This window comes from Ensifer sp. B1-9 (genome assembly GCF_050474445.1).
Taxonomy (GTDB): Bacteria; Pseudomonadota; Alphaproteobacteria; order Rhizobiales; family Rhizobiaceae; genus Ensifer.
Map to the genome: position 1 here is coordinate 234280 of NZ_JBCHVG010000014.1, position 13355 is coordinate 247634.

Sequence of the window (13355 nt, forward strand, 5' to 3'; positions counted from 1 at the left end):
GTACCTTTAGTCTTTGGAGATCATCCAGAAACGGATGTTGCTCGTGGCATCCAACGTTTCGGCGACACCTTCGATACCGGCGCCAGTAACGACGCTCTGAGCGCCCTGCCACAACGGCACGGTCGGGGCTTCTTCCGCGTAGATGGATTGGATTTCCGCGAGCAACTCGTGACGAACATCGTCCTTGGGTTCAGCGACGGCCTTCTTGTAGAGCTCGTTGATCTTCGGGTTCGTATAGTGGTTGTTGAGGAACCCGCCGTCCACATAGAACGCCGACACCGCGTTCAGTGCGTTGGGATAGTCAGCCGATCCACCGAATTGGTAGACAGCATACTGATCTCCGAGAGCCGAGGTAACGTACTGCTGCCATTCACTCGATTGTAGTGTGACTTTGAAGAGACCACTTGATTCCAGCTGGCGCTGAATTTCGATGTATTCGTCACCGGACAGTGGGCCATAGTGGGAGGGGGTCCACCAAGCGGTGATCTCTACAGGCGTCTGGACTTCGGCATCTCGAAGCAAAGCCCGTGCCTTATCCAAGTCTGGCTTCTCACCATAGATGTCCTTGTACGCTTCGGTGTAGCCATCAAAGCCCTTGGTCACCATCGAGTACAACGGCTCACCGACGCCATTGTAGACATTGTTCAGGATTGCCGCCCGATCTACCGTGTAGGCCAATGCTCTGCGGACAGCGGCCGTCTTTCCTGGTTCATGCGACAAATTAAAGCCGATGAAGTGGACATCCGTGCCCGGCCCATCGATCACTTTAACCTTGTCCGTCTTCTTGCGGAGATCCGCGATATCTGTGGGATCCAGTGAACGGTAGGCGATATCCACCGCCCCCTGCTCCACCGCGAGCTTCAACGCGGAGGACTGTTGCAAGTACTGGACGACGACGGCGTCGTTCTGCAGCATTTCAGAGCCCTTGTATTTGGGGTTCTTCCGCAGAACAGCCTGCTGGCCCGGCTTGTAGGACGCCAGTGCATAGGGACCCGAGCCGATCACTTTGGCGCTATCCAGGAGCTTGTCTTCGGGGAATACGCTCCGATCGACAATCGAGCCAACGGCTGTTGCTACAACCGATGGCCAAGTCATGTCGGCGCCTTTCAAATGGAAAACAACGGTCTTTTCGTTGCTGGCCTCAATCGAATCCAGCGATGCGAGGAGACTGGACGGACCCGCAGGATCGTTGATCTTCAAGATGCGCCTGTAGGAATAGGCGACGTCTTCCGCCGTTAGGGGGTTCCCGTTCGAGAACTGCAGATCCGGATTCAACACGCAAACGTACGTCGTATCGTCCTTGAACGCACACTCGGCAGCCTCGGGCTCGGGCGTTGTCTTGCCTGGCGGGAAGGTCAGAAGCCTCTGGTAAATATTGTTCAGCAGCATCCATGAACCGTTATCGTATGCGCGAGCCGGATCGAGGGACGTAACCTTGTCCGTCGTTCCAATTACGATCCCATCCGCAGCGCTGGCCCCCTGGGGCAACAGCACTGCGAGCGTCACGCCGAGTGCCTTCAATGTGAGATATCGTCCGGTCATTCTGGAACTCCCCTATCGTTGCAGATTTTGTTACGATTCTGTTTCTATTGAAACGACTATGTCACATATCAGGAGCAGACGCCGCGGAGTCAAGCGAAATTCGCCTTATGCCAGTTGCGGAATTTCTGTATCTTATGTGTCATATTGTTGACGTTCGTAATTCTCGTGCTCTACATAAGCATTCAAAACTGCAATCGAGAGACGACTATGCGCACCACGGCAGACTTCTCCACGCGACCACTTTGGTGGAATGGGACTTCACTTTCCGACCCCGATGGCGATGCCCTACCCTCCAAGGTCGACGTGCTCATCGTCGGCTCCGGCTTTACGGGGTCATCCGCCGCGTTAGAGATCGCGAGAAGCGGTCGCTCCGTCGCAGTCGTCGAGGCGCAGAACCTCGGATTCGGTTCGAGCAGCCGCAACTTCGGGTACATCGGCGGGGGCATCGGAAAGCCCCGGTTGGCGAAGAGACATCCGGGAGAGCGTGGTGAAGCGATGGAGCGTGCCTATCCTGATGCTGCCGAGTTCGTAATGAAGCTGCTGAAACGGGAGGCGATTGACGCCGAGGTTCGCTCGGAGGGGCTTTCAATACTCGCCCACACTCCAGACATCTTCGCGCATCTTGCGAAAGATGCTGACGCCCCGGCCAACCGCGAAGCAGGTGTCGAAACCTTCCGCTCAGAGGAGGTGTTCGACAACGTAATCGCTTCTCGACGTTTTCACGGAGCGGTCGTGAATCCCGACGCTAAGGCGCTCAATCCCGGGAAGTACATCGACGGGATGATAAAGGCGGCACGCCGACATGGAGCGCTCTTCGTCCAGAATGCCGAAGCGCTGTCCATGGCGGGGTCGCCAGGCAACTGGACCATCCGGACAAAAAAGGGAGTGGTGCAGGCCAAGCAGATCGGTCTGGGAACCAACGGGCATTCCGGCAAGCTGTTTCAGTTCCTTCGCAAGCGGATCGTACCTGTTGTCGGAACGGTGATCGCGACGGAAGAGCTCGATACAGATTTCGTTCGTTCGCTTTTCCCCAAACTCACGTGGTTCACCGACACCCAATTTGGCTTTCTTTGCTTCCGGCCAAGCCCTGACCACAAGCGCGTCATCTTCGCCAAGGCGGGCTTGCCAGGATCCTTCTCGGGAGACCCCCGTCCTAGTGCCGCGCGCGTGTTCAAGGAAATGACCGCGACGTTGCCACAGCTCGCGGATGCTAAAATCCAATATGCATGGCCTGGCTCCGTCGGCGTCACGTTTGATGGCGCACCTCATCTAGGGGTTCACGAGGGGGTCCATTTCGCGGCGGGGTACAACGGCAGTGGCGTCGCCATGGCCAGCTACCTGGGTTACTGGATGGGCCGGAGACTGATCGGCGATACCAGCAATGAACTCGTCTTCGAAAAAGCCCCGTTCCCTACGCATTTTCTCTACAACGGCAGCACCTGGTTCATGCCTGCGCTGAGGGTCTTGCTCAATCATCTAAAACTTCAGGTCTGAGAAACGTCGCATTCCGCAGCAAAGGTCTTTCCCGCACAGTGAACACGAGGCCGCTCCAGGAGAGCGGCGTCCAGTCGAGGGGCATTCCTGCGGATTCGGAGGTTCGTCACAAGACTGGTCAAGCGACCACAGAGAGGCCGAGGATCATTGAAATGACCGCGGCGACGACCGGAAAACTCATATACGCCCTTGTTGCGTACAAACACCCAGCAACTGACACGACTCGGCCAAGCTATTTCAAACCCCGTCGTTGTCTTGGAGCGTTACAGTCTCAACCAGCGAAACGCTGCTTTCGCCCAGACGGCCTGCCGCAAATGGGGCAACACTCAGGACCGGTGACATAGATCATCTCGCCGGCATCTCGTAGCCCCCAAGCCGCTCGTGCAACAACTGGGCAAAGCGCAGAGTCGAGCGATCGCCAAGGAAATCACCGACAACTTGGACGCCAGCGGGCAAGCCGTCGACAAAGCGGCGTGTAGGAACGACGGTGGATGGCAGGCTAGCCACGGTGATCAAGCCCGGCCACTTGAGGTTGTCAAGATAGGGTCGCTTTTCGCCGCTGATCTCGATTATACGCGCGAGCTGTGCAACATGGTCTGCCCCATGATGGTCGTGCGGGAAAGCAACGGTCGACATGACGGGGCAGATCAGAACATCGCAGTCACGAAAGAACGTAGCCCAGATCATTCTCAATTGCTCCCGATGCTCAAGATGACCTTGCCAAGTCCTCAGATCCTGCACTGTTGCGTCGGCAATCCATTCGCCATAGCGACCGTTATCGCCGCCGACCGCCTCGCGTGCGGTCTTGCTGTCATCGTACATTTTCTGCGGCGCACTTGCACAGAACTCACCAAACAGCATGTTGAAGTAGGTGTTCGCGGACGCGTCGGTGTCAATATCGGGCCGCGCAGCCCGGACGTTCGCGCCCACCCCCTTGAGATCGTCTATCAATCCCTCAATTGCGTCCGCATATGCGGTATCGACCGGATAGGTTTTTTCGTTGAACCAAACCCCAACACGGAAGTTTTCGAGCCGCTGATGTCGGGGTTCAGGAAGTGGCAAATGGCTGGCATTTCGCGAACGTTTCGTCGGTCGTGAGATGACGTCGAACAGAAGTTCGAGATCATAGGGATCACGCGCCATCGGTCCCGCAACCAGCATTTCGGCTTTGCGCAGAGAATTGGGGCCAGGCGGCACGTGGCCTTGCACGGGTACCACGCCATAACTGGATTTGTGACCGTAGACGCCGCAGAAATGCGCTGGGCATCGTATCGAGCCGCCGACGTCGCTGCCGATTTCAAGAGGCGTCATGCCCGCAGCAAGCGCGGCGGCAGCTCCGCCTGACGATCCACCGGGCGTTCTGGACAGATCCCAAGGATTGTTGGTGGTGCCATAGATCGGATTGTACGACTGATGATCACCTGCACCTTCCGGCACGTTCGACTTACCGAATATGACCGCGCCCGCATCGCGAAGAGCGGTGACGACCTCCGAGTCACTCTCTGGCATGTAACCGGATAGATGCGGCAGACCTCCGGTGACGGGCAAACCAACGACGCTGAATACGTCCTTTATTGTCATAGGCAGTCCTTGCAGGACGCCCTTGTCCTCACCACGGCCGCGCGCCTCGTCGGCCAATCTCGCCTCGAGCCTAGCTCTTTCCTCATCGATGGCCACGATAGCATTGATTTCGGGATTCACAGCGCGCACCTGGTCGAGATGCTGGTCGAGCAATTCGACCGCGCTTATCTGTCCGCTGCGCATATGGCTCAGCATCTCGGTCGCTGTTTGGAATACACCCGACCTGGTCGTTCCGGCATCGATGGGATTCACGTTAAGCTCCATTTCTTTTGAAGATTCAGACGACGAGGAGGTCCGTCAGCCGGGTATCTGCCGAAAGCTCTGAGGAGTTGCCCGAGATCGCCAGACGACCATGATCCAAAACCATGACCCGCCTGCAGATGCTCATGGCCAGTTGCGGATTTTGATCGACGAGAAGCAGCGCTATGCCCTGCTGGGCCGAGACCGAGACAAGGACATCGACAAGCAGTTCGACAATTGATGGCTGCAGTCCCTGGGTGAGTTCGTCGATAATGATCAGCCGGGCGCCCGTCATCAATGCGCGGGAAATCGCAACCTGCTGCTGGAGGCCGCCAGAAAGCGTTCCAGTGAGTTGCTCGGACCGCGCCGCCAAGTCAGGAAAGTAAGAAAAGACGTTGAGCGTGCAGGGCCGATATGCGTTCATCCTGGCCAAGCGAAGGTTCTCGCCGACAGTTAAGCGTGGAAAGACGCCGCGGGTGTCGGGGATGAACGTGACCCCGGCCTTGGACAACCTTGCGGGCGACCGCGGCGGCAACGGAATCCCGTCAATTGAGATAGTCCCGCGGCTTCGGTCGGCGAGACCCATAATCATCCTGAGCAGTGTCGTTTTGCCCGTTCCGTTGCGCCCGAGTAGCGCCAGAGTTTCGCCTTCGTGCAACGTGAGGGACACCTCACTGACAATCTCTATGTCCTTATAGCCTCCTGAGAGACCCTTGATATCGAGCAACATTGTCACCTCTGTCCGAGATAGGAGCGCCGAACTTCAGGATCAGCGGAAACCTGGTCCATTGTGCCCTCTTTCAATATCCGGCCCTGGTGCAGACAGATGACCCTGTCTGCAAGCTTCCGCACGAGTTCCATGTCGTGTTCGACGCAAACGATCGCGCAGCCGGTTTTTTGTCGCAGCTCTTTCAGGTCGTCGACGAGCAGTTCGGATTCATTACGAGCGAGCCCGGCCGCCGGCTCGTCAAGCAGAAGCACATCTGGTCGCGTTGCCAAAGCCATGGAGATTTCGAGCATGCGGCGTTCGCCAAGGGACAGCTTTCCCACCGGTACGTCCCAACGCGTCTTCTCCAGTCTCCGATAACGCTCCGGCTGCACGTCGCTTGCGCTTCCCTCTTGCCGCGCAAGCATCATGTGGTCACCGACGGTGAGTTCCGGAAACAAGCTTGGCACCTGAAATGTGCGTGACAGCCCGAGGCGAGCTCTGGTGCTCGACGACGTTGCAGTCACGTCCCTGCCCTTCAAGAGGATCGAACCGTCGCTCGACGGCAAGAGCCCGGAGATGGTATTGAGCATGGTACTCTTGCCTGCACCGTTCGGACCGATAACGCAGACGATCTCGGAAGACCGGATGGAAAGGTCGAGCCTGTTGATGATGGACGATCCGCCCAGAGAGACAACAAGATCGCGCGTCTCAAGGCTAATATCGGCTGTAGCCGTGTCCTGAGCCAACCCGGGCTTGCCCATGTCTAGTGGCTTGACCGGAGCGACATACTCGCCTCTTTCGAACAGGCCGACGATCCCGCGTGGCATGAAGAGGACGCTGAGCACGAAAAGGACGCCGAGAATGAGGAGGTAATAGTCCCCAACGGAACCCGCCAGGGCGTCCTGGCCGTAGACTGCAACAAGAGCGCCCGCGAAGGGTCCAAGCAGGGTTCCCCTGCCGCCCAGTGCCACCCAAACGAGTGCCTGCGTCGACAACAGTATGCCGACTCTGTCAGGCGTGATGGTGGTGATGAGTGGCGCTGCCATCGCTCCTGCAAACGTCGCGATTGCGGCGCCGATCACGAACGCGAAAACGCGTGTCAAATGGATGCCGATACCAAGATGTTCGGCCCGCTGCTCGTTAAGCCTTATCGCGGTCAGGCGGTTGCCGAGTCTCCGGTCGAGGACAAATGACTTGGTGACGAGAACCACCAAAGCGATCAGCCCAAGCGTACTCCAGTAATACAGATTTGTGTCACTTGGTGGGGCGACGAACAGACCGTTGCTACCACCTGTCACGCCAACCCATGTTATGGCCGCCTTTTCGGCGAGCAACGCCAATGCCAGCGTCAGCACGGCCATTGTCGAGGGGCTGGAAGCGCGCCGCAATCCCGCACCTCCGACTGCGGCGGCGACGATGCATGAAACCGAAAGCGCGCCGAGAAATCCCCATCCAGCCCAGATGTCTGATTTGGCTGCTAACCCCACACCGTAGGCGCCGCAACCGAAGAAGATCGCCTGTCCGATGGTTACGATGCCTGCTCGCCCCCAGGCGATATCAAGGCCGAAGGCAAAAAGACCGTACAACAGCGCCAAGGCCACGAGCTCGACCTGAAATGGGCCCATCAGAAAAGGGACCAAGGCAAGCGCCGAAGCCCCAAGCACTGCCGCATAGCCCCCGTTGAACATTAGTTTAGGCATCATGGTGACCAATTTATCTACCCGCTACACACCCGCACGACCGGCAATTGACCAACCAGAAATCGCCATGACGTGCGTAGGGATCGGCTCACATAATTCACTGAGAGCCTTTGCCGATCAGCAGGTTAGCCCTGAAGGCAAAACGCCCGCACTCTCCGCTATCTTCCAGGTTCCCCCCGGCAGGATTTCGCAGATATACATGGGGTAGTCGACCGCCCGAGATGCCGGGGCAACCTTGAGCGCCTCCTCGCTGAGGATTGACCGCACCTCGAGGTTGTCAAATGCGCCAAGAACCTTGTCCGCATCGAACGATCCGGCGCGTTGAACTGCCGCTCTGATAAAGTTCCAGCAATCGAACGCTGCTGACGCGACCGACGGTATTGGTCCCTCGCCGTGAGTGTTCCTATACTCCCGGATGAACTCGGCATTGCGTTCGTTGTTGATTTCGGGTGTGTATCTCGCCACCGTGAACTGGCCATCAACGGCACTGCCAAGAGCGGGATAGAACTCGGGCTGCAGTGAAATTCCGGTAACCTTGGTCTTGGCCAGAAGGCCGAGGCTGTCCGCAGCCTTGATGAAGGCAATCGCATCGCCGCCGACAACGCTGGACAGCACGACGTCGGGGGCGGCCGCCTTGAGCTTCGATATGACGCTCGACCAGTCTCCGGTACCCAATGGAGCAAATTCTTCTGCCACGACCGTGCCGCCGGCTTCGGCGAGCTTCGCCTTGGCATAATTCGTATAGTCCCGCGGGAACTGATAGTCGCTGCCCACGAAGGCCCACTTCTTACCGAAACGACTAGTCATGAAGGGGATGATCGGATCGACCATCTGCAAAACGGTTTCGCCCAGGGGAATCATGCTTCCGCCGCAGCTGTCCGCCTTGTTGCCGGCAGCGGCATAGTTACCCGCCTCTAACTGAACGAAAGGCGTGCCATAAATCGAGGCGATGCCTCGGACGGCGGTTGTCTCGTCGTACGTTACCGTGCCAACAATTAGATCCACCTTCTCTTGCTGAATGAACTTCTTGGCGAGCATGCTCGCCATAGACGGCTGAGACTGATTATCCTGGGTGACCATCTCGACCGGCTTTCCGCCCAAGCCGCCCGAAGCATTGATCTTGGCCAGCCCGAGTTCCAGTCCGCGTCGCATCGCCTCTCCTTCGGGCGAGATCGGACCGGTAAGCGGTACGATAAAGCCGATCTTGAAAGACCGTTCTGCCGTGAAGCCGCTAGCCAGAGAGGGCCTCGTCCAAGTTCCGCCAACACCGGCCGCCACAGCGGCGCCGGCAGCTCCCTTCAATAGGCCGCGCCGCGAGATAGGGCTCGACCCAATCACACCAAATTTGCTGTGTTTCATGTCATGTTCCCCTTTTTTTTGGATTTCAATGCTATGCCGCGCGGCCAGATGGTCACGATGATCACAAGCAGCGCAAACAGGATTCCTTCGGCGATTGTCACCTGGAATTGCCATCTCAGAATGATAAGCAGCAATTGAACAATCGCGGCTCCGATGATGGGACCCAGGATGGACCCCTCCCGTGCGATCAAGACGCTAAAGAACGCCGGAGCGATGAAACTCAGCCCCATTGTCGGGGTGATCGAAAGCGTTGGAGCAACCAAAGCACCTGCGAGCAGCGCCATGGCCGACGCGATCGCGAAGACGAGCGTGAAAACATGTTGCGGCGCGATGCCGAGAACCGACGCCATTTCGACATTGTCGATGGAGGCGCGAATCCGCAGACCAATATTTGTCTTGTAGACCAGTAGAATGACAGAACCGACTATCGTAAGCATGCCCGCTCCGGCAAGCAACCGATAGAGCGGATAAGTGACGTCCAGAACCTCGACCGAGATTCTGACCGGCATATCGAGGCCCTTTTGAGAAATGGAGAAGGCGACTGAGACAAGTTGCTGCAGGACCAGCCCGATCCCCCACGACGCAAGCAACGTTGCGATGAAGCCTTGGTGATAGACCCAACGCAGCACAAAGCGTTCAAGGATAAAGCCCAGGCAGAGGCCGATGACGATCGTCGACCCGAGCGCTGCCAAGAACGGCATGTCGCGCATCGCATACATGCAATACGCACCGACCATTACCATGTCCCCTTGAGCGATGTTGACGATCTTGAGCTCCCCCATAATCAGCCCGAGGCTTAGGGAGATGAGCGCCAGCGCCGAAAATGCCCAAAGAAAATCCAGTATCAACTGCAGCAACACGTGCTCCACCCCATCAGCAAACCATCCCTCTTGCCGTGTTCAGAACGCTACCACCGTTAGAAATAGCCATCCCCCCCTCGAATGGGGGGGTGAGATGAGGTAATACGTGACGTGAGTTAGATGCGCCCCGGGGGATCAATGGATCGGGTGTGTGCGGCAGGATCTATATCAGGCGCCAGAGCCGCCTAGAGGCGAAGCGGGAGGCAATGATGACGGCGGTTCCCCACGTGAAACTGGCACCGCGGGCGTTAAACTTCGAAGAGATGGTGCGCCCGCGGCTAAAGCAGCTCCTGGAAGCAGCGTCCAGCATGCGCGTCACATTCATTACTGCGCCCGCTGGCTACGGAAAAACCGTCGCCCTACGGCAATGGCGTGAAGTCCTGCTAGCTCAGGGAGAACGTGTGGTCTGGATCGAGCTTGACCAGCGCGACAATGATCCATTGTTGCTGTCTCGCATGATGCAAAAGGCAATCCTCGGAGAAGAGCTTCCCGGCCCGCGTTCTTGGCGCGCGAACCTCGATGCGTTGATCGACTGCATATCATTCCTGCCGGGACGGGTTTGGCTCATGCTCGACAATTACAGTCTCGACAGCGGTGACGGCGTGGATGAAGTTATTTCCCACCTCATCGATTATGGGCCGGATTGCCTGCACATCGTCATATCCGGTCGAAGGCGTCCCCGGATACCGGTTGCCAAGCTACGTGTCGCAAATCAGCTACTCGAACTTTCCCATGAGCAACTGCGCTACGATCCGGAAGAATTGGTTCGATTTCTGCAGATCCAACGTCCGGTTGCCATAGATCTCCTTGACCATGAATTAATTACCGCCATCACGCGCGGTTGGCCGGCCGGATTGAGAATGACCGCGACGATGCTCGGTCGCTACAAACGAACTAAGGACGCCTTGGCAGCCCTTGCACAATTGCCCGCAGAGTTCGCAGAGCTTTTTGCGGAATGCTTGGAAACTGACCTTACACCGCAACAGCTAACTCTATTGGCCCGCACATCCATGCTCGACGAACTGAGCTTACCTCTGTGTCGGGCCGTGGCCGGCGCTGCAGGCAGCGAAGATCTCTTTCGCCGGCTGCGGTCTGGTGAACTTTTCGCAGATTGTATCGATGAAGGCGGCACGCGGTTCGTGCTTCATCCACAGTTTCGCCAGTACTTGCGGACCTATTTGGACGAAAGGCTGAACGAAGACGGAAAGCTACGGAATGCCCGCGCCAGCGCCTGGTTCGCGCAAAACGGTAACTGGCAACTCGCGGTACAGCATGCCTTCTCAGCCGGAAATACACTACAGGCGCTGGAATGGGCGCGACGATGTGCGCTCGAAGAAGTCGCGAAAGGCAATCTTTCCATGGTGCTCGGTTGGCTGGGGCAGATTTCTGTGGGCCAATTGATGGGAGATGGGGCGTTGCTGGCAGCCGCCGGCACGGCTTATGCTCTCAGCTTGAGACTGGACGACGCGAGGTCGATCGCAGGCATGATCGAAAATCTGATTGCCGCGTCACCGTCCGATCCCGCTATCCACGAGCTATCCGACTATCGGAAAAGCCTGTTGATCTTCATCGCCTACATGTCGGATGACGGTGCGACGCTTCTGGCTCTCGCCGATGAATTTCGTAATTCCGTTTCGCAGGCTTGGTCTGTTCTCGTGGTGGGCAATGCCACGATCCATGGCCACTTGATGGGCGGCAACATCGTTCTCGCCCGCGGTTCCCTGCAGCCATTGCCCATCGAAGCTGACCAACCGGCGCTGTCTTTCTCAGTCGTTTGCCGAACCTGCCTACTGGCTCTGTGCGACATGGCCGAAAACAGGTTTGATGAGGCAGAACCACGGCTCCGGCAGGCGCATGATCTGGCGCAGAGGGTCAGCGGGATCAATACGGCACCTGCCGTGCTGGCAGCCAGCCTGCTGGCCTTTGTGCGCTACCAGCGCAACGACCCGTTCGAAGCGGAGGCGCTGCTTTCAGGTCACCTCGACCTCATTGAGCAAACATGCTTTGTTGAAGGTCTGATTGCCTGCTATCTGACTTTGGTACGCATCATCGTCTCGCGCGGCGACTGGAAATCGGCTTCTCAACTGCTTGAGCGCGGGGATGCGTTAGGTCGAAAGCGAGACTGGCTGCGCCTTAGAACCGTTTGCATCGCTGAACAGATAAGACTCAATTTACTCCAATCTCGGGTAACACAAGCCCGTGCGCTCATGACGGTTTTCCGTGGTATGGTCCAGGCTCGGCCACCGACCGACAGGTCGCCGACATCTTTCGGCTGGCGACTGCTAAGAATGTGCGAGGCTCGGCTGCTTATGGCTGAGAATAAGCCTCACCAGGCAGCGGAAATTTTCGAGCTTCAGATGCATAGCTTCGCTTGGGACAAGCCGGCCGAGTTGGAAGCAGCGATCGAATACGCCGTTTCTTTGGTAGCGATAGGTAGACGGGGCGTGGCAATGGAGTTGATGACCAGACTTCTTGCGCAAAGCGAGGTTGGAGATGTCATTCGCCCGTTCATTGACTGCGGTGAAGAGGCAATCACACTTACGAAGACTGTAATTGCGTTCCTGCAGAATAGTGACAGCAAACGAGTCTCGCCGCACTATCTCCGCCGGCTGACAACTGCTCTGGCAACGGTTAAGGTCGAGCGCCCACATGGATACGCAGAACCGTTCGGGGCATCATCCTTGACACAGCGGGAGCGTGAGGTCGTTAGTCGTGTACAGCACGGTATGACTAACAAGGAAATCGCGTCGGATCTCAAAATCAGCCTTGAAACTGTCAAGTGGCATCTAAAGGCAATCTTCAAGAAATTAAACGTCAGAAATCGCACCGAGGTTGTTTCGGTAAGTCAGTCAGGTTTAAGGGAGATTCCGATTGCGCCTCAACCACATGCCCACTGAAGTGGACGAAAGACGTGCAGATTGATGTGGCCGAATTCATCTCCGATGCTCTGGTCGACGGCAGGAGATTTCGCATGTCGATCGGCGCGAAATGCTTGGGTCTGATTCATTATCGATGATGGATTTGGTTTAACGGAGTCTTTTCCGTTCCTAGCGACAGCAGCAATAGCAGTCAGAGCCCTGCTTTTCTATCAGCGCCGGACAGCACCCTAATTCCGAGAGGGCTTGCTAACCTGACAGAATCTCCTGGTCCCGTGAGCTCTGTTCGACCAGGCATTTCTTCACCTCAGCCTCTTCAGCATCCAGGGCGGTTATTCCCGCTTCCAGGTCAAGTCCGCAGGCGCTTGTACCTGCCGCCCTATAGTCCTGATTTTAATCCCATCGAAAATGCACTCTCGAAATTGAAAGCTATGTTGCGGGCAAGAGCGGAGAGAAAGATTGATGCGCTATGGGACGCAGTCGGCGCCCTGCTACCTCGGTTCACCCCTGGAGAATGCGCCAACTACTTCAGAGCTGCGGGATATGACCAGATTGAACAGGATCTGCTCTAAGATGACACCCTCTGGCTACTTGGCTTTCCAGGAGAAAGGCGAAACCTTCTCATAGAGCCAATAGTAGTTGTTGGTCATTTGCTTGGTCCGGTAGTACCGGAAACCTGCGGTAGCAAACAACAAAAGTACGATCGTGTCCACGATATAGTATTGCAGGTTGAACATCGTGCCCGCGAAGAGGGCATGGTGGATGAAACGGATACCCAGCCCCAGCAATGCCACGTAGAGCAGCAGCCGTGGCATGCCTTCCCAGGTTTCGGCCACGCTCTTGCCCGTACGCCAGGCGGTCCAGCCCCCAAGCACGCAGCTTATGAAAAGAAACTGCCAGATCGACGTTTCTTCGTAGAGAATTCCCTGCATGTCACTTGCTCCAGATGCGGCCGATCAATGACGGCCGCCTTCGAGATAGGCCGCGCGAACTT

At 57.0% G+C, this 13355-nt stretch carries 9 protein-coding genes and 1 pseudogene; 3 read left to right on the top strand and 7 right to left on the bottom strand.

Annotation, left to right across the window (positions count from 1 at the left end):
* Positions 1 to 6: 6 nt before the first annotated feature.
* Positions 7 to 1542 carry an ABC transporter substrate-binding protein gene (locus ACQ5BM_RS26105; RefSeq protein ID WP_429817631.1) on the bottom strand — a complete coding sequence of 512 codons (1536 nt, stop codon included), beginning with the start codon at positions 1540 to 1542 and terminating at the stop codon, positions 7 to 9.
* A 207-nt stretch (positions 1543 to 1749) separates the two neighbouring features.
* Between ACQ5BM_RS26105 and ACQ5BM_RS26110 the strand changes: the two genes are divergently transcribed.
* Positions 1750 to 3036 (top strand): NAD(P)/FAD-dependent oxidoreductase, encoded by a 1287-nt coding sequence (locus ACQ5BM_RS26110; RefSeq protein ID WP_429817633.1) that lies wholly within the window; start codon positions 1750 to 1752, stop codon positions 3034 to 3036.
* A 345-nt stretch (positions 3037 to 3381) separates the two neighbouring features.
* Here ACQ5BM_RS26110 and ACQ5BM_RS26115 read toward each other — a convergent pair whose 3' ends face one another.
* The 5 genes from ACQ5BM_RS26115 to ACQ5BM_RS26135 all read right to left on the bottom strand — a co-directional run bounded on the left by ACQ5BM_RS26115 (position 3382) and on the right by ACQ5BM_RS26135 (position 9482).
* Positions 3382 to 4869 carry an amidase gene (locus ACQ5BM_RS26115; protein WP_429817634.1) on the bottom strand — a complete coding sequence of 496 codons (1488 nt, stop codon included), beginning with the start codon at positions 4867 to 4869 and terminating at the stop codon, positions 3382 to 3384.
* A 25-nt stretch (positions 4870 to 4894) separates the two neighbouring features.
* Positions 4895 to 5587 (bottom strand): ABC transporter ATP-binding protein, encoded by a 693-nt coding sequence (locus tag ACQ5BM_RS26120; RefSeq protein WP_429817635.1) that lies wholly within the window; start codon positions 5585 to 5587, stop codon positions 4895 to 4897.
* Positions 5588 to 5589: 2 nt separating this feature from the next.
* Positions 5590 to 7269, bottom strand: a complete 1680-nt coding sequence (locus ACQ5BM_RS26125; RefSeq protein ID WP_429817660.1) for an ATP-binding cassette domain-containing protein — start codon at positions 7267 to 7269, stop codon at positions 5590 to 5592.
* Between the two features lie 114 nt (positions 7270 to 7383).
* Complete coding sequence (locus tag ACQ5BM_RS26130; RefSeq protein ID WP_429817637.1) at positions 7384 to 8625, bottom strand: ABC transporter substrate-binding protein; 1242 nt, start codon at positions 8623 to 8625, stop codon at positions 7384 to 7386.
* Entirely contained in the window at positions 8622 to 9482 is an 861-nt protein-coding gene (locus ACQ5BM_RS26135; RefSeq protein WP_429817639.1) for a branched-chain amino acid ABC transporter permease, read from the bottom strand. The genes ACQ5BM_RS26130 and ACQ5BM_RS26135 overlap by 4 nt, the downstream gene beginning before the upstream one ends.
* A gap of 212 nt (positions 9483 to 9694) precedes the next feature.
* Between ACQ5BM_RS26135 and ACQ5BM_RS26140 the strand changes: the two genes are divergently transcribed.
* Together ACQ5BM_RS26140 and ACQ5BM_RS26145 are read left to right on the top strand one after the other, a co-directional pair.
* Positions 9695 to 12382: a LuxR C-terminal-related transcriptional regulator gene (locus tag ACQ5BM_RS26140; protein ID WP_429817641.1), complete on the top strand. Its 2688-nt coding sequence runs from the start codon at positions 9695 to 9697 to the stop codon at positions 12380 to 12382.
* A gap of 344 nt (positions 12383 to 12726) precedes the next feature.
* Positions 12727 to 12933: pseudogene (locus tag ACQ5BM_RS26145) on the top strand (transposase); the annotation flags it as partial.
* 15 nt (positions 12934 to 12948) lie between these two features.
* On the opposite strand, the gene ACQ5BM_RS26150 reads toward ACQ5BM_RS26145, so the two are convergent.
* A complete protein-coding gene (locus ACQ5BM_RS26150) occupies positions 12949 to 13293 on the bottom strand; it encodes a DUF6867 family protein (protein ID WP_429816634.1) in 345 nt (114 codons plus the stop codon).
* Positions 13294 to 13355 lie beyond the last annotated feature (62 nt).